Here is a 17,252-nt window from a genome sequence, read left to right on the forward strand (position 1 = left end):
CCGTATTTAGACGCGGATTAAGGGTGAAAAATCGTCGCGGATCGGCCTACAATGAGCCATGAGCGAACTGCAATTCAACGATTCAGCCCGGGTCGAATGGACCGTGGGCGAAGGCGACCTCGCCAGTTCCCTGGCCCCCGATCCCTCAGACGTATTTCCCGCGGTGTTCGCCACGCCGAAGCTGATCGGCCTGATGGAGCTGGCCTGTGCCCGGGTGATGAAACCGATCCTGGGGCCGGGCGAACTTTCCGCAGGAGCCACGATCGACATGACCCACACTGCCGCGACGCTCGCGGGGGGCAAAGTCACGATCCAAGCCAGGTATGTCGGCCGCGACGGGGTGCTCTACGTTTTCCACGTCGTCGCCACCGATGCGGCAGGCGAAATCGGCCGGGCCACGCACAAACGGGCCCGAGTTTCCTCCGAACGCCTGCTGGCCGGGGCGCGGAAACGGCAGGCGGCGGGGCAGGTTTAGGCGCAAAAAGGGAATAGGTATCCTATAAAAAAGGCAGAGGGCTCACGCAAAGCCGCAAAGGCGCAAAAAAGACCAGAACAAGAGTTTCCCCTCTTTGCGCCTTTGCGCCTTTGCGTGAGAATAGAATCCCCCCTTTTTTCATGTTGCGTGGAGCCCCCTCTGCGGGCCATGGGGATCTGATAAAAATTCGGCTTTAATTTACCCCGCTTTTCCAGGTTTTCATCCTCCCACGGCGGGGGTAGAGTGACCGGCTTGCACCCGACGCCCGCCATTCCAGCCATCGCCTATCCACCGGACCTGCCCATTACGGCCCGGCGGGAGGAGATCGTCGCGGCGTTGCGGCGGCACCGCGTGCTGATCGTCGCGGGCGAGACCGGCTCGGGCAAAACGACGCAGCTCCCCAAAATGTGCCTGGAGGCGGGCCTTGGGCAGAAGGGGCGGATCGGCTGCACCCAGCCCCGGCGCGTGGCGGCGATGAGCATTTCGCGCCGCGTGGCGGAGGAACTTAAAGTGACCTGGGGCCGCGAGGTGGGGTGCAAAATGCGCTTCAACGACGACACCTCGCGCGAAACGCAGGTCAAGTTCATGACGGACGGCATTTTGCTCGCGGAAATCCAGTCCGACCCGCTGCTGCGCTCCTACTCGGCGCTTATTCTCGACGAGGCCCACGAGCGTTCGCTGAATATCGACTTTCTGCTGGGCCACTTGCAGGGGGTGCTCGAAAAACGGGCCGACTTAAAGGTGATCATCACCTCGGCGACCATCGACACGGAGGCGTTTTCGAAGGCCTTCGGCAACGCGCCGATTATTGAGGTCTCCGGGCGGCTTTTCCCGGTGGATATCCGCTACCAGCCCCTCGGGGAAGCCAGCGCCGAGGAAAATGAAGACGCCGGGGGAGAGAGCTACGTCGAAGGAACGGCCCGCGCGGCGGAGGATGCCCTTATCGAAACGGACGACGGCGACGTGCTGGTCTTTCTGCCGACGGAACGGGACATCCGCGAGGCCCGCGAGCTGCTCGAAGATCGCCTCGGCTCCGCGGCGGAGGTGCTGCCGCTTTACGGCCGCCTCGCGGGGGGCGATCAGCAGCGGATTTTCTCCCCGGGGCCGAAGCGCCGCGTGGTGCTGGCCACGAACATCGCCGAAACCTCGCTCACGATCCCGCGCATCGCCGTGGTGATCGACACCGGCCTGGCACGCGTCAGCCGCTACAACCCGCGCACGCGCACCAAGCGCCTGCCGGTGGAGCCCGTCTCGCAGAGCAGCGCCAACCAGCGGGCGGGCCGCGCGGGCCGCGTGCGCGAGGGGCTCTGCATCCGGCTTTACTCGCAGGAGGACTTTGAGAAACGCCCCCGGTTCACCCAGCCGGAAATCCAGCGGGCCAACCTAGCGGAGGTCATCCTGCGCATGAAGGCCTTCGGGCTCGGCGATGTGGAGACGTTTCCCTTCCTCAACCCGCCGCTGGGCCAGGCCATCCGGGGCGGCTACCAGCTTTTGCAGGAGCTGGGCGCGCTGCTGGAGGGGGAGGGTGGCTGCTGGACGCTCACCGCGCTGGGGCACGAGCTGGCGCGCCTGCCGCTCGACCCAACGCTGGGCCGGATGCTGCTGGAAGCCCGCACGCGCGGGGCGCTCGACGAGCTGCTGGTCGTGGCGGCGGGCCTGAGCGTTCCCGATCCGCGCGAACGCCCGGAGGATGCCCGCGAAGCAGCTGCCGCCGCGCACAAGACCTTCGAGCACCCCGAGTCGGATTTCCTGACGCTGCTCAACCTCTGGAACGCCGCTCCGGCAGCCGACGGCCCGAGCGTCCACACCAGCCGCAACGCCCTGCGCCGGTTCTGCAAGGCCAACTACCTTTCCCTCTCCCGGATGCGCGAATGGCGCGACATCTACCGCCAGCTTTCCGAGACGATGCGCGAAACCGGCGCACGCCGTCCCCTGCCCCGCCGCGAGCGGGAGCCCCGGGACCGCGACCAACGTAACCCGCGCATCAGCCCCGAGGATGAACGCTACGCGGCGGTCCACGAATCCATCCTCGCGGGCCTAATCGGCCAGGTGGCCCAGCGCGAGGAGCGCAACGCCTACAAAGCCTGCGGCAGCCGCGCGGTGACGCTCTTCCCCGGCTCCGGCCTCTACGAGCGGATGCAGAAGCGTAAACCCAAAGCGCCGCCCGCCGCCCGGCCCGGCGCTCCCAAGCCCCCCGGCAGCCGCCAGCCGGAGTGGATCGTCGCGGGGGAGATCGTGCAGACCTCGCAGCTTTTCGCCCGGACGGTGGCCCGGATCGAGCCGGAGTGGATCGTGGACCTGGGCGGGCATCTCTGCAAATTCAGCTACGTTCACCCGCAATGGAGTGCCAAGGCGGGCCGCGTGCTGGTCTGGGAGCGGGTGCTGCTGCACGGGCTGGAGGTCTTCAAGCGGCAGGTCGACTACGGGCGGATCGACCCGGCGGCGGCCACGGAAATTTTCATCCGGGGGGCGCTCGTCGGCGGCGACGTCCGGCTGAACCAGCGCTTTTTCTCGGAAAACCAGGCCCTGCGCGAACGCATCGAATCGGCGCTGACCAAGGTGCGCAGCCACCGGGTCCACGACCTGGATGAAGCCTTTTTCCGCTTCTACGCGGAGCAAATCAGAGGCGTCTCCTCGGTGCATGATTTGAACCGCCTCGTGCGCGAACGCATCACCGCCGAGCCGCGCTTTCTTTGCGCCACGGAGGAGGACCTCATGGACGCCGAGCACTTCGCCTACGACCGCGAGGCGTTCCCGGATCACGTTGACCTGGGCAATTCCGTGCTGCCGCTCGCCTACGCCTACAACCCCGGCGAGGAGGAGGATGGCGTGACGGTGCGCATCCCCCTGCCGCTGGCCGAGCGCCTGACCCCGGCGGAGCTGCAATGGATGGTGCCCGGGCTGCGCACGGAGCAGATTGGCGAGCTGCTCCACTCGCTGCCCAAGAGCGTCCGCAAGCAGCTCATGCCGCTGGAGCCGAAGGTGGCCGCGCTGGTCGCCGAGTTCCGGCCCGAGGGGAACGACCTCCCGGCGGCGCTGGCGGCGCTCATCCGGCGCAAATACGGCGTCGATATCCAGCCCGAGGACTGGAAATCGCTCCCCGATTATCTGCGCCCCCGCGTGGAGGTGGTGGACCGCAAGAACCAGCCACTGGCCGCCGGGCGCGATCTGCATGCCGTGCGCGCCACGCTCGATTCGCAGGATGTACAGTCCGACGCTTGGGAAAAGGCCGCGCGCCGCTGGGAAAAACCGGCCCTAACAGCGTGGTCCTTCGGCGACTTGCCGGAATCGACCGTGGTGGAGCAAATCGGCGGCGCGCCGCTGCTCGCCTACCCCGGGCTCGCTCCGGGCGATGCGCCGGGAACGGCGGATCTGCGGCTCTTCCGCACCCGGGCCGAGGCGGATGCCGTGACCCCAGAAGGCGTCCGGCGCCTAGCCGAAGCCGCGCTGGGCCGGGACTTGGCCTGGCTGCAAAAAGAGCTGCGCGGCATGGCCCGCCACGTGGGGGGAACCGCCACGCCCGGAGCGGCGAATAAGCCGGTCTCCTTTGGCGCGGCGCTCGACCAGCTTTCCGTCCGTTTCAGCGCGCCCAAGGCCGGTGCGCCCAAAAACGCCGCCGCAGAGGCCCCGGCCTCCGCCGAAGCGCTCCCGCAAAGCGCCTACCGGCACCTCACCCGCCACGCCCTGCGGCTTGAACCGCTGCGGCCGCTCACCGAGGCGCGCTTCAAGGCGATGCTCGAAACCGCCCGGCGCGATCTGCCGCTGCTTGCCCGGCGCGTCAGCGACCTGGCCGGGACGGTCCTCAAAGCCCGCGCCACCATCCTCGCCTCGCCCAAGCGCTACCCAGGCCTGGAGGAGGACCTGGAGCGCCTCGTGCCCGCCGATTTCCTCGACCAGACGCCGCATCCCCAGCTCCACCACCTCCCGCGCTACCTGCGGGCCGTCCAGCTCCGGGCGGAGCGCGCCTCGATCAGCCCACTTTATTTGACCAAAGACCGGGAAAAAGCCCGTTCGCTGGCTCCATTTCTACCCGGCGGCGAGGTGGAAAAGACCATCCCACCGGAAAACCGGGAAGCCTACCGCTGGCTGCTGGAGGAATTCCGGGTCAGCCTTTTCGCCCAGGAGCTCGGCACGGCCCAGCCCGCCTCAGCCCAGCGGTTGAGTGCGCTAGCGGACGCCGGTCGAGCCGTTCGGTGAGGTCGGAACGCCCGGGATCGTTTGCGAGTGCAGGGCTTTTTGTTGAGCCTGGATTTCCTTGGCCCGCTTCTGAGCCTGCGCCACGGCGGGCACGGCCAGGCTCGCCAGCATGGCCACAATCGCCACAGTCACGAGGACATTCGCCCCGCCGCCGCGCCCTCCGGCGGTGAAAATGGCGAAGAAATAGGCCAGCGGATGCCGCCCGCCCCGGACCATGGGGGAGCCGTCGCGTAAGGAGATCAACTGGGCGACGCGCTGGGAAAGGGTCGGGTAGCCGGAGGTCAGCTCGTGCAGCGAAACAAAGAAGCCGCGGTGCTCCCGGTGCTGCCGGGCAAAGGAATCCGGGCTCATGCAAAGCCCGGCCACCTTGCCGCCGGAAAGGGCCATCATGGCTTCGATGCCCCCGTCGATATTGCCGCAGGCGAGGGCCCCATGGCGGTCGCAGGTGGCCTCGCAGGCCCGGCGGTAAGCCGCACCGAGCAGCGGCACGAGGCTGCCCGGCAGGAGGAAGAGCTGCTTGACGATGTGGCCGCGTTTGATGTGTCCGAGTTCATGGCCGAGGATGAAGCGGATGCGCGGGGAGTCCTCGCCGTGGGCTTCCAGCATATCAGAAAAAAGCACCACGAAATCGCGCCCCGAAAAGCGGGTGGCAAAGGCGTTAAGGAGCCCGCCGGATTGCAGGATGTAAAGCTCGGGAACGTGCCTGACCCCAAGCTCGGAAGCGACCTCCAGGAACGTGTGGTACAAGCCGGGGAGCTGCTCTTCGCTCACCCGCACGCCCTCGGAGCGGAGATGCCCGATCAAGAGGCCGTGGCCAAACCAGAGAAACACGCCAAAGGCCAGGGCGTAGAGGATTCCGACGATGGAAATCAAGAGAGCCAGCCAGCAAACGAGGGAAACGAGGAGGACCAGGAAAAGGTAGGTTTTTTCCTTGGGAAGAGTGAGGGTTTCGGGGGAGAGTCCGTTCGACATGAGGCCCTTTCTAGCCGGGCCCTTTTCACAAGTCCAGCCTCGCTTTTCCGGTTGCTATTTGCCCCGGGGGCTGCGACTTTTCCTCGGCATGCAAACGATCCCGCTGGCCCAACTTGAGGAAATGTTCGCCTCCCTGCGAACAGAAGACAACTCGATCGACGGTGAAATGCTTTGGGGCTATTACTTCACGGCCCCTGAAGCCGATGCCCTCGAGCCGGTCGCCAAGGCGCTCGAAGAACTTGGTTACGACGTCGCCGATATTTTCGAGAGCGACGAGGAGCCGCTCTTTATTCTCCAGGCCGAACGCTTTGAAAAACAGACGCCGGAAACCCTTTTTGCCCTCAACGCCGAACTCGAAGCTCTGGCCGCGAAGTTCCCTGGCGTGGAATATGACGGCATGGACGTGAACGCACTGGATGGCGACGCTTCGCTCGAAGAAGGCGAAGGCGGCCACGGCTGCTGCGGCGGCCATGGCGGCGGGGAAGGCTGCGGCTGCGGCCACGGCTCCGAGTCCCAGGAGGAAGAGCACGAATGTTGCGGCGGCAGCGGCGAAGGGTGCTGCGGACGCCACGTTCACCACGAAGGCGAGCCGATCGAGAACCCTCAGATTCTCGAGGCCATCGAGCGCATCGCCACGGATCGTTCGGAGGACGCCCAGCGCGAAATGACGCTCGCCTTGCAGCGCGGGCTCTACCTGGTTCCGGTTTTCTCAGGCCGCCTCGATACGGAACCGACCGACGACCAGGCCATCCAAGTGCTGGTCTGCACGGACGAAAATAACGACGAATACCTTCCGCTTTTCACCGACGAAAACGCGCTCAAAGCCTGGACCCAGGAGAACGTCTCCGCGATGGTCCTCACCGCTCCGGAAGCCTGGGACTTCATCCTGACCCAGCCCGAATGCGCGGGCGGCGTGCTCAACCCCGGCAGCTCGGCCCTCCCGCTCAACCGCGATATGGTCGGCATCCTTAAGAAGATGATCGAAGACCACGAGCAGGAAAACGCGTAAGCTTTTTACCTTAAACCAAAGGCGCAAAGAGAGCTTTCTCCTTGCGCCTTTTTTGTTTGGAAAAACAGCGGGCTTTTCTACGCTCCGAGCTTGGCTCGGACGAGTTCGCCGAGCTTCGCGCCGAGCACTTCGTTGCCGAGGCGGTCGATGGCCTCTTGCAGGAAGCCCTGGACCATCAGTTCCAGCGCGATGTGCTTGGGGATGCCGCGCGCCAGCAGGTAGAAGAGCTCATCGGCGTCGATCTGCCCGGAGGTCGCGCCGTGGGAACAACGCACTTCGTCGGCCAGGATCTCCAGCCCGGGCATTGAGTCGGCCTCGGCGTCTTCGCTTAAGAGCAGGTTGCGCACTTTCTGGTAGGCGTCGGTGCGGTGGGCGTCGGGCTCGACCTTGATCATGCCCGCAAAAATGGCACGGGAGGCGTCATCGAGGGCGTTTTTGTAAAGCAGATCGCTTGCGGCCCCAGGGGCGGCGTGGTCCTGGAAGGTGCGCAGGTCGAATTCCTGTTCGCCTGCCCCGACGGTGACGGCCAGCATGTCGCTGCGGCCTCCTTCACCGGAAAGGCGGCTCATGGATTCGGTGCGGGCGTAGCGGCCGCCCAGGTTGACGTTGAGGCTTTTGACCTCGCCGCCCGCTGAAACCACGGTGTTGTTGACCTGCAGGGCCAGCGTTTTGAGGTTCCAGTTCTGCACGCAGACGTAGTCGACCCGCGCGCCCGGGCCGATGTAGAGGTCGTTGAAGCCGAGGGCCAGGCCGGAGGTGCCGGAGGTGGCGCCCATGAAGTAATCAATCAGCGTGACCTTGCTCCCCTCCTCCGCGATTAAGAGGGTGTGAGGGAAGACCGAGTTGGCCTCGCCGGAGAGCCAGTGGAAGGTCTCGACGGGAAGGGCGATCTCGACGCCACGCGGGACGTAAAGGAGGGTGCCGGTCTTGACGCGGGCGGCGTGGAGGGCGGCGAATTTCTCGCTACCCAGCGGGGCGCCCTGGACCATGAAGTGCTCGGCCAGGAGGCCGGGGTGTTCCCGGGCGGCCACGTCGAGGGGCTTCCAGATGACGCCTTTGGTGGCAAGGGTGTCGCCATAGAGCTCGCGGGCCAGCAACCCGTCGTTGGCGAAGATCATCCGGCCTGCGGACTGGGCGAGGCCAACGGAGCCCTTGATGATGCGGTCGCGGTCGCCTGCGAAGGGGGCTGTAGGCGAGGAGAAAGCGGTGAGGTCCAGCGCCTTCAGGTTGCTGAAGCGGAACTCCTCGTTGAGGCGCGTCGGCATCGGAAGCGTCTCAAAGCGTTTTCTCGCGGCGGCGCGGGAGGGTTCGTCAATGAATAAAGTCTGGCTCATTTGGGTAATGAAATTTTTTGGGAATTAGCCGACCGAGCCTTCCATTTCGAGGTCGATCAGGCGCTTGAGCTCCACCGAGTATTCCATCGGGAACTGGCGCACGAGGTCGTTGACGAAGCCGTTGACCGAAAGGCTCATGGCCTGGCCTTCGGTGAGGCCGCGCTGCTGCATGTAGAAGATCTGCTCGGCGCTGATCTGGCTGACGCTCGCCTCATGCTGCACGGCGTTGCCCGTGCCGCGCACGGTGATGGCCGGGTAGGTGTCGGTGCGGCTGTCGGTGTTGACCAAGAGCGCGTCGCAGACGGTGTTGTTTTTGCACCCTTTCAGGTGTTTCGGCACGTGGACGAGCCCGCGGTAGGTGGCGCGGCCGGTTCCGGCGGAGATCGACTTGGAGACGATGTTGGAGGTCGTTTCGTCGGCCAGGTGGATCATCTTCGCCCCGGTATCCTGGTGCTGGCCGTTGCTGGCAAGCGCGATGGAGACGACTTCGCCGCGCGCTTTGCGGCCTTTCAAGACGACGCCCGGGTATTTCATTGTCAGGCGCGAGCCGATGTTGCAGTCGATCCACTTGACCTCGGCGTCCTCGTGGGCGATGGCCCGCTTGGTGACGAGGTTGAAGACGTTGCTGCTCCAGTTCTGCACGGTGACGTACTGGATTTTCGCCCCCTTGAGGGCGACCAGCTCCACCACGGCGGAGTGGAGGGTTGCGGTCTCGAATTTCGGCGCGGTGCACCCCTCCATGTACATCACCTCGGAGCCTTCGTCGGCGATGATGAGGGTCCGCTCGAACTGCCCGAAGCTCTCGGCGTTAATACGGAAGTAGGCCTGGAGCGGGTGCTTCACTTTCACCCCCGGCGGGACGTAGATGAAGGAACCGCCGCTAAAGACTGCGGAGTTAAGGGCGCTGAATTTGTTGTCGCCGGACGGGATGACTTTCCCGAACCATTTGCGGAAAATCTCCGGGTGCTTGAGGAGCCCTTCGGTGGGGCCGACAAAAATGACGCCCTGCTCGCCGATGGCTTTCTTGATGTTGGAGTAGACGGCCTCGCTGTCGAACTGGGCCTCGACCCCGGCGAGGAATTTGCGTTCCTGTTCCGGGATGCCGAGCCGCTCGAAGGTCTCCTTCATGTCCTCGGGCACTTCCTCCCAGGAGCGCGTCGGCTTCTGGCCGTTGGAGAGGTAGTAGCGGATTTTGTCGAAGTCGAGGCTTTCGAGGTCCTTGGTGGCCCAGTGGGTGGGCAGCGGCTTGCTGTTGAAAATGTCGAGCGCCTTGAGGCGGAATTCGCGAATCCATTCCGGCTCTCCCTTGACGTCGGTGATGTAGTTGATGGTGTCGCGGTTGAGTCCGACTCCGGCGTCGAAGGCGTGGTGCTCGGGATAGGAAAAATCCCCGACGCTTCGGTCCAGGTTCAGTTCGGTTTTCGGTTGAGACATGGCGTGGTCCTCCGGTTTTGGGATTTAGGCGACAGGGGCGGTTTCGGCCTCGTCTTTGACCCAGTCGTAGCCCTTGGCTTCGAGTTCGAGGGCGAGTTCCTTCGGCCCGCTCATGACGATTTTGCCGTTGACCATCACATGGATCACGTCGGGCGTGATGTAGTCCAGCAGGCGCTGGTAGTGGGTAATTAGAAGGATGCCCAAGTCAGGGCCGCGAAGCTTGTTGACGCCGCCCGAGGCAATGCGCAGGGCGTCGATGTCCAGGCCGCTATCCATTTCGTCCAGGATGGCGTAGCTCGGCTCGAGCATGGCCATTTGCAGGACTTCGCAGCGCTTTTTCTCGCCGCCGGAGAAGCCGACGTTGATCGGCCGGGAGGTGAACGAGCGGTCCATCTCCAGAATGTCCATTTTCTCGTAAAGCTTGTAGTAATACTCGGTGGCCTCCAGCTCTTCTCCTTCGGGAAGACGGGCGGAGACGGCGGCGCGCAGGAAGTTGGCTACGGTGACGCCGGGGATTTCCATCGGATGCTGGAAGCCCAGGAAGATGCCTTTGCGCGAACGGACGTCGGGCTCAAGGCCGAGGATGTTTTCGCCATCAAGAAGGATCTCGCCGCCGGTCACGGTGTAGTCCGGGTGGCCCGCGATCACTTTGGAAAGCGTGCTTTTACCGGAGCCGTTGGGGCCCATGATGGCGTGCACTTTGCCGCGTTCGATTTCCAGGCTAAGGCCTTTGACGATTTCGCGGTCGCCGATATTGACGTGCAGGTCCTTGATGACGAGTGACTTCATAGCAGTGAGGTTGTTTGTTTTTGGGCGCAGGCGGGACAGAGGCCGCGCAGAGTGATTTCGACGTGTTCGAGTTGCGTGCCTTCGGGGAACTCCCACGACGCCTCCTGGGCGGGGTCGATGGGAACGTCGAAAACGACGCCGCACGTTTTACAGAAAAAATGGCCGTGGGGAACGAGGTTAGGGCAGTAACGGGAGGACCCCCGCTCGCAGTAGACCTGCCGGATGAGGCCGCTTTCGGTCAGCGCATCCAGGCAGTTGTAGACGGTGGCGAGCGAGATGGAGGGCATCCGTGCCTTGGCCCGCATGAAGACCTCGGAGGCGGTCGGGTGGTCCCGCTTTTCCATGAGCGCTTCGTACACGTAGCGCCGCTGGGGCGTCAGCCGAATGCCATGGCTTGTAATGGCGTCTTCAGAAGTAGCCGAGTGCGCTTTCATGGGTCGATTAACAGTATCGGGGCCCTGAGATATGAGATCAAGAATTATTCTAAAACAAAATCGAGATTGGTCTCAATAAGGAATACTTCTACGGGGAAATTCGCCTCAGAGGGCACGGAGGACGCGGAGAGAAAGGCAGAGGATTGACACGATCCTTGAGAAAACGGCGCACCCGGGATAGGATGCTCCTCCCATGCACGTCTGCCGGACCGCCCTCTATACTTTCCTCGCCCTTTCCCTGGCGCTTACCGCCACCGCGCCCGCTCAGGATGATGGCGAAAATATCAAGCCTTCGTGGCTTACGGAAAAGTTCGCGCGCACTTATACACTGAAGATTCCCGCGCCCCGGGGGCAGATCCTGGACCGCAATGGCGAGGCGCTGGCCGTCACTCGCGTTTGCCAGAACCTCGGCATTTCCTTCCCCACCCCGCTCGATTACCCGGACTCCAAGGCCTCGGCCTTTGCCCGCGAACAGATCGCCAAGGTGGAACGCCTCACCGGCCGCAAGCTGAACATTTCCGACAAATCCATCGAGCGCTTTTACCGCAACCGGGGCATCCTCCCCTTTGACATCATCCAGGATGTCTCGCCCGCGCTCCAGAAGACCCTCAAGGGGGAACTCGGCACCGGGCTCGTCCTGCACCCGGTCTACACCCGCTTCTACCCCCACGGCACGACGGCCGCCCACATCATTGGCTACGCCACCCGCTCGGGCGCTCCGCCAGACGCTCCCATCGAGAATAACGACCTCATCTGGCCCGACGCCGAGGGGCGCGATGGCCTGGAGGCGACCTTCAACGAACAGCTCACCGGCAAGCCGGGGCAGATGACCATCCGCTTCGACGCCAACGGCAAGAAGGTCTACGAGAAAATCACCGTCCCGCCCACGCCCGGCTGCAACGTCATCACGACGCTCGACCTCAAGGTCCAGCAGCTTTGCGAAAAGTCCCTATCCAAGGGAGCCAAGCGCGGGGCCATCGTTTTTGTCGATCCGAACAACGGAGACATCCTGGCGATGGCCTCGGTGCCGACCTTCGACCCGAACGACTTCAGCCCGTCGATCACCCCCGAGCGCTACAACCAGCTGAACAACGACCCAAGCCTGCCGATGCTCTCGCGCGCCTTCCGCAGCGCCTACCCGCCCGGATCGACTTGGAAAACCTACGTCGGCATCGCGGCCCTCGAAAGCGGGACGATCAAGCCCGACGACGAATTCTCCGGCCCGCCCTCCCTGCAAATCGGCAACATCGTCATGCGCAACTGGAGCAAGTACGACGCCGGGATGCTCAACTTCGCTGGAGCCATGGAGCGCTCATGCGACACGTGGTTCTACCAAGTGGGCATCAAGACCGGCTCCAAGCCGATGGTGGAATGGGCTCAGCGGATGGGCTTCGGCGTGAAAACCGGCATTCCGCTGCGCGCCGAGGTTGAGGGCCTCGTCACCACACCCGAGCTGCTTAAAAAGCGCGAGGGGCGGCGCTTCACCGACGGCGACTTGGCGAACTTCTCCATCGGCCAGGGCTACCTGATGGTCACCCCCCTGCAAAACGCCCAGGCCATGGGCGCGGTGGCCAACGGCGGCATCCTTTACCAGACCCGCCTGGTGCTCCAGGTGCAGAGCTTGGATGAGCAGATTGTCACGGCCTACGACATCCGCGTAAAAGACGAGCTGGAGCTGAAAAAAGAGACCTTCGCCGCGGTCAAACAGGGCCTCATTGACGCCACCAGCGGCGGGCATGGCACCGGCGGCGGCGGCGCGGTCAATAACGTGGACGTGGCGGGCAAAACGGGCACCGCCGAATGGGGCCCCAAAGCCTCGGGCCGCAACGCCGCGTGGTACGCCGGATTCGCCCCCGCCGACAATCCGAAATACGCCTTCGCAGCACTCTACGAGAGCGATCCGCACGAAAAACGGAGCCACGGCGGCACCGTGGCCGCGCCGCTCATCGGCAACGTCCTGCGCGAGCTTTTCCAGGACGAACAGAAGACCCAGAAACAGCGCAAACGCGCCAAGCCCACGCCCACTCCCGCGGCAGAAGACGAGCAGGACTAACCGAACCTTGCGCACCGCTCCGCAAGCGCGCTATTGCAGCCGTGGCAGCGTAAAAATTACCGCTGTACCTTTATTAACCGCGCTCTTGATCCGAATTCGGCCGCCTTGGAGGTCAATCAATGACTTCGCAATGGCTAACCCAAAGCCCATCCCCGGGCTTCCGGATTCCTTCTCTCCCGGTTCAAATATACGAGCCAGCTTTTCAGGAATAATGCCGCTGCCTGTGTCCTGGACGACGGTTTCAATCTCGTCTCCTTTTTCAGAACTGGTGACCGTGATTTCACCAGCCCGGGTGTAGCGCAACGCGTTACCGATCAAATTCATCAAGACTCGATGCAGCGCGTCCTGTGAGGCGGCCACCACCACCGACGGGTCAACCCGGTTGGAGAGAATGACCTGTTTCGCGCGGGCGAGTATCTTCAGTTGCTCCATGACATTCGCCACGGAATCGAACAGTCGGACCTCTGTAATTTCCAACTTTCCAACCCCCGAGATCACGTCCGCAAGCTCTCTCATCGCCTTCTCCATCGCAACGGCAAGGTGTGCCGCATTTCGGTCGATCGTATCTAGAGCTTCCAGGGTTTCAGGGGTTTTCGCCTCCGGGGGAAGGGTCTCGATGACGTCCGCCACGGCCAAAGCAATCGCGCCCAACGGCGTTCGAAAATCATGCACTAAAAACGCCAGTTGGCGGGCATCCTCTTCTTTAATGATATCGGTTTGTTTCTCGCTAAAACGACTCAACCCGACCGCGGCGGCGGAATCAATGACCTCCTCGATGATCAGCCTCGCTTCCTCTGTCAACGGCATGCCCTCTTCGATACAAACATCGCGAATCGCCTGCCGAAACGCACGAAACTCCCCGACCACCTGCCCGGCATCAAAACCCTGTTCGGCGCGCAGAAATCCGTGCTCCGTCGCCCGCTCGACCTCGTCCTGCACAGAGAAAGGGGTGGGATCATCGGTACCGAGAGCTTCCGCAACTACATCCAGGAGAGCCAACATTCTATTCTCCAAGAGCAGCTGTTTGATTTCTGGCCCAAAAATACGCCTCGCCTCGCGTATCCAAACAGCGAAAATCCGCTCCTTCTTCGATAGAATGAGCCTCCCATAGTAAGCCCGGCTCGCGGTGTTCAAATCCATGCTTGCTATACGTTTCTGCGAAGAGCGCAGGATTCAGGGTAATCCTGATCATCCTCTCCAGGCTGCCAAGCTTGCCCAGACCGCCCAAAAAAATCTTTTTAATAAGCCAAAAAGCGGCGTTCGTCTGCGGATTCTTCCCGCTCTTCCCAGGTAACGCCAACGACAACCCCACCTATTCACTTTCCGGCATGGTTTCGCAAAAAAGTGCATATCCGAAACGCAAACCGGTGCATTTCCGCATCGGGGGTGCATTTGGTAAACAGCCTCCATCATGATTACTCTCGAATGGCGTAACCGCCTCGACAACTGGCGCAAAGTCCTCCCCAAACTCTTTTTCGTACCCCTCGGCGAAGTCGCCTTCGAAGGGTTCACCACCTTTGAGCAGCTCACCCCGAGCCAGGCGCTCGCGAACCCGCTGCGTCCCTTCCCACAGGGAACCCGCTGGGGTGCGCACAATGAATGTGCCTGGCTGCGCACATCGGTCCGAATTCCCGAATCCGCGCGCGGGGAACGGGTCGTCATCCGGCCCGAGACGGGGCTCGAAAGCCTGGTGTGGGTTGACGGGAAGCCCGTCGGTTCGCGCAGCTGGTCGGAGCGGGAAATCACCCTCACCCATCAAGCCCAAGGCGGCGAAACCATCGACATTCTCTTGCAATCCTACGCGGGCAACGGCACGCGCGAATGCGGCACCGGCCCCGTCCCCGACGGGGTTCTCACCGTGCCGCCCACCCCGGAGTGCCAGGCCACGATTGAGAAAAGCGAATTCGGCCTTTGGAACGAAGAAGTCTACCAGCTCTGGCTCGACGTCGAGACCCTCGCTCTGCTCGCCGAGTCCCTGGCCGACCGCGAATCCCTCCGGCTGGCGCAGATCGAAGACGCGCTCAAGGAAATGACCGTCGTGGTGGACCCGGAGCTGCCGCGCGCCGAGCTGCTGGAAACCGTCCGGCAGGGCCGCGAACTGCTCAAGCCGCTGCTCCAAGCCCGCAACGGCTCCACCGCGCCGGAGATGCACTGCTTCGGCCACGCCCACCTCGACCTCGCCTGGCTCTGGCCGCTGGCCGAGACCGACCGGAAGTGCGGGCGCACCTTCTCCTCGCAGCTCACGCTCATGGAGGAGTACCCGGAGTATAAATTCCTGCAAAGCCAGCCCTACCTTTACCAGGTAGCCCAGCGCCAGTTCCCGGACATCTACGAGCGGGTCCACGCCGCCGTCAAGCGCGGCCAGTGGGTGCCCGACGGCGCAATGTGGGTCGAGGCCGATACCAACCTGCCTTGCGGCGAAAGCCTCGTCCGCCAGTTCCTCTACGGGAAACAATTCTTCAAAGATGAATTCGGCGTCGACAGCCGTCTCATGTGGCTGCCGGACGTCTTCGGCTACAGCGGGGCGTTGCCGCAGATCATGCAAGGCTGCCGCGTCGAGTATTTCTCCACACAGAAGATTTTCTGGATCTACGACGGCGGCGAAATTTTCCCCTACAACTGGTTCTGGTGGGAAGGCATCGACGGCAGCCGCGTGCTGAGCTACCTGCACCACGACTACAACAGCCATACCGACCCCAAATCGCTGGCCAACCGCTGGAAAGAGCGCCCGCAGAAAGCTGGCTTCCACACCAAGCGGCTCCAGCCCTTCGGATGGGGCGACGGCGGCGGCGGCCCCGTGCGCGATCACGTCGAATACCTTCGCCGCCAGCGCGACCTGGAGGGCAGCCCGCGCTGCACTATCGAAGCGCCCGCAGCGTTCTTCGAGGAAATGGTGGCCGATGAAAAATCGCTCGCCCAAGTGCCAACCTGGGTAGGCGAGCTCTACTTCCAGGCCCATCGCGGCACCTTTACCACCCAGGCCCACGTCAAAAAGAGCAATCGCCGGTGCGAACACGCCCTGCACAACCTGGAGTTCTGGGGCGGCGCGGCGACGATCCTGCGCGGGAAAGCCTTCCCCGCCAAGCACGTCGAGGCGCTCTGGAAAGAGGTTCTCCTCAATCAGTTCCACGATATTATCCCAGGCTCCTCAGTACACCAGGTCTACGAAGAAGCCGCGCTCGCCTACGCCCGCGTGCTTGAGGAAACCGCCAGCGAAACGGCCTCGACTTTGAGCACCCTTTGCGACACCGACGCCGATGCGCTGACCCTCTTCAACTCGCAATCATGGGAGCGCCAGGAAGTCATCGAGCTGCCCGAGGGCTTCGATGCCGCCACCGACCTCTCCGGCAACGCGCTCGTTACCCAGCAGGTTTGCGGCAAGACCTTCGCGCAAACCCCGGCCATTCCCGCCACCGGCTGGACCACCGTACGGCGCGGGGCCAAGCAGCCCACCGCCGTCCCCGCCAGCCCGCTCACGGCCACGCCCACCTCGCTGGAAAACGAGTTCCTCCGCGTCACCCTCAACAACCGGGGCGAGCTCACCAGCATCTGGGACAAAGAAACCCAGACGGAATGGGCAGCCGGAGCCTGCAACTCCCTGCGGATGTACAAAGACATCCCCAACAGCTTCGACGCCTGGGACCTCGCCAGCAACTACAAGCAAACGCCGGTACTACTGGATCACCCTGCCGAAATCGAGGTCATCGCGGCAGGCTCGCTGCTGGCCATCGTGCGCGTCAAACGCCAGATCCACGCCTCCCAGCTCGTCCAGGACATTGTCCTGACCGCCGGAAGCCGCCGCATCGAATTCCGTACGCAGGTGGAATGGCAGGAGAAGCACAAGCTCCTCAAGGTGAACTTCCCGGTCACGGTTCGTTCGGAGACGGCGCTCAACGAAATCCAGTTCGGCCACGTCGCCCACCCCACCCACACCTCGCGCCCCTCGGACGCCACGCAGTTCGAAGTCTGCCAGCACCGCTGGACCGCGCTTGCAGAATCCGCTCGCGGTGCCGCCGTGCTCAACGACTGCAAATACGGCGTGAACGTCGAGGGCAATAGCATCAACCTCACCTTGCTGCGCGCCCCGCTCGCTCCCGACATGACGGCCGACCAGGGCTCGCACCAGTTCACCTACGCCTTCTACGCCTGGAGCGGCCGCGGCTTCGCCGAATCCGGCCTGGTGCGGCAGGGCTACGAGCTCAACTCGCCCCTCCTGAGCGCCCCCGGTGCCGCCGAGCCCGGCAGCCTCTTCTCGCTCACCGCGCCCAACATCATCCTGGAAACCCTCAAGCCCGCCGAAGACGGCTCGGGCGACCTCATCGCGCGGTTCTACGAATCCGCCCGCACCGCCACCCGGACCCAACTGGAAGTAAAGCACCCCTTCCAGCAAGCCACGCTGACCAACCTGATCGAAGAGAACCAGACCCCGCTTCCCTTCGACGGCAAATCGCTCGCTCTGGAATTCCGGCCCTTCGAAATCAAGACCATCCGGTTCACAAAATAACCGCAGGTCCACCGCGCGCGAGGTGGAAGAGGAATGCGACGGGAAGCCCCG

At 63.4% G+C, this 17,252-nt stretch carries 11 protein-coding genes; 5 read left to right on the forward strand and 6 right to left on the reverse strand.

All coding sequences use genetic code 11. The annotated features are described in order from the left end of the window. Positions 1-58 precede the first annotated feature (58 nt). Together B2828_RS14555 and hrpA are read left to right on the forward strand one after the other, a co-directional pair. The gene (locus B2828_RS14555; protein WP_479634495.1) at positions 59-475 is read left to right on the forward strand and encodes a thioesterase family protein; all 417 of its coding nucleotides are present in this window, start codon (positions 59-61) and stop codon (positions 473-475) included. Positions 476-718: 243 nt separating this feature from the next. Continuing rightward, positions 719-4,672, forward strand: a complete 3,954-nt coding sequence (hrpA, locus tag B2828_RS14560) for an ATP-dependent RNA helicase HrpA (RefSeq protein WP_479634496.1) — start codon at positions 719-721, stop codon at positions 4,670-4,672. On the opposite strand, the gene B2828_RS14565 is transcribed toward hrpA, so the two are convergent. Further along, positions 4,643-5,644 (reverse strand): M48 family metalloprotease, encoded by a 1,002-nt coding sequence (locus B2828_RS14565; protein WP_479634497.1) that lies wholly within the window; start codon positions 5,642-5,644, stop codon positions 4,643-4,645. The genes hrpA and B2828_RS14565 overlap by 30 nt on opposite strands. 88 nt (positions 5,645-5,732) lie before the next feature. Here B2828_RS14565 and B2828_RS14570 point away from each other — a divergent pair, with 88 nt between their 5' ends. Next, positions 5,733-6,653: a ribonuclease E inhibitor RraB gene (locus B2828_RS14570; RefSeq protein WP_479634498.1), complete on the forward strand. Its 921-nt coding sequence runs from the start codon at positions 5,733-5,735 to the stop codon at positions 6,651-6,653. Positions 6,654-6,730: 77 nt separating this feature from the next. Here B2828_RS14570 and sufD read toward each other — a convergent pair whose 3' ends face one another. Genes sufD through B2828_RS14590 form a run of 4 tightly spaced genes read right to left on the reverse strand, consistent with a single transcriptional unit; the run spans position 6,731 to position 10,644 of the window. Further along, complete coding sequence (sufD, locus tag B2828_RS14575) at positions 6,731-7,987, reverse strand: Fe-S cluster assembly protein SufD (RefSeq protein WP_479634499.1); 1,257 nt, start codon at positions 7,985-7,987, stop codon at positions 6,731-6,733. Between the two features lie 24 nt (positions 7,988-8,011). After that, entirely contained in the window at positions 8,012-9,421 is a 1,410-nt protein-coding gene (sufB, locus tag B2828_RS14580) for a Fe-S cluster assembly protein SufB (protein WP_479634500.1), read from the reverse strand. A gap of 24 nt (positions 9,422-9,445) precedes the next feature. Next, complete coding sequence (sufC, locus tag B2828_RS14585) at positions 9,446-10,210, reverse strand: Fe-S cluster assembly ATPase SufC (protein WP_479634501.1); 765 nt, start codon at positions 10,208-10,210, stop codon at positions 9,446-9,448. After that, positions 10,207-10,644, reverse strand: coding sequence for a Fur family transcriptional regulator (locus tag B2828_RS14590; RefSeq protein ID WP_479634502.1), 438 nt, complete (start codon positions 10,642-10,644; stop codon positions 10,207-10,209). The genes sufC and B2828_RS14590 overlap by 4 nt, the downstream gene beginning before the upstream one ends. A gap of 193 nt (positions 10,645-10,837) precedes the next feature. Here B2828_RS14590 and B2828_RS14595 point away from each other — a divergent pair, with 193 nt between their 5' ends. Continuing rightward, complete coding sequence (locus tag B2828_RS14595; RefSeq protein WP_479634503.1) at positions 10,838-12,697, forward strand: penicillin-binding transpeptidase domain-containing protein; 1,860 nt, start codon at positions 10,838-10,840, stop codon at positions 12,695-12,697. Positions 12,698-12,727: 30 nt separating this feature from the next. Here B2828_RS14595 and B2828_RS14600 read toward each other — a convergent pair whose 3' ends face one another. Continuing rightward, positions 12,728-13,837 (reverse strand): sensor histidine kinase, encoded by a 1,110-nt coding sequence (locus B2828_RS14600; RefSeq protein ID WP_479634504.1) that lies wholly within the window; start codon positions 13,835-13,837, stop codon positions 12,728-12,730. A 271-nt stretch (positions 13,838-14,108) separates the two neighbouring features. Here B2828_RS14600 and B2828_RS14605 point away from each other — a divergent pair, with 271 nt between their 5' ends. Next, on the forward strand, positions 14,109-17,201 hold the full coding sequence (locus B2828_RS14605) for an alpha-mannosidase (RefSeq protein ID WP_479634505.1): 3,093 nt from the start codon (positions 14,109-14,111) through the stop codon (positions 17,199-17,201). Positions 17,202-17,252 lie beyond the last annotated feature (51 nt).

Source organism: Spartobacteria bacterium UBA695 (assembly GCA_002298145.1).
In the GTDB taxonomy this organism is placed as follows: domain Bacteria; phylum Verrucomicrobiota; class Verrucomicrobiia; order Chthoniobacterales; family Chthoniobacteraceae; genus UBA695.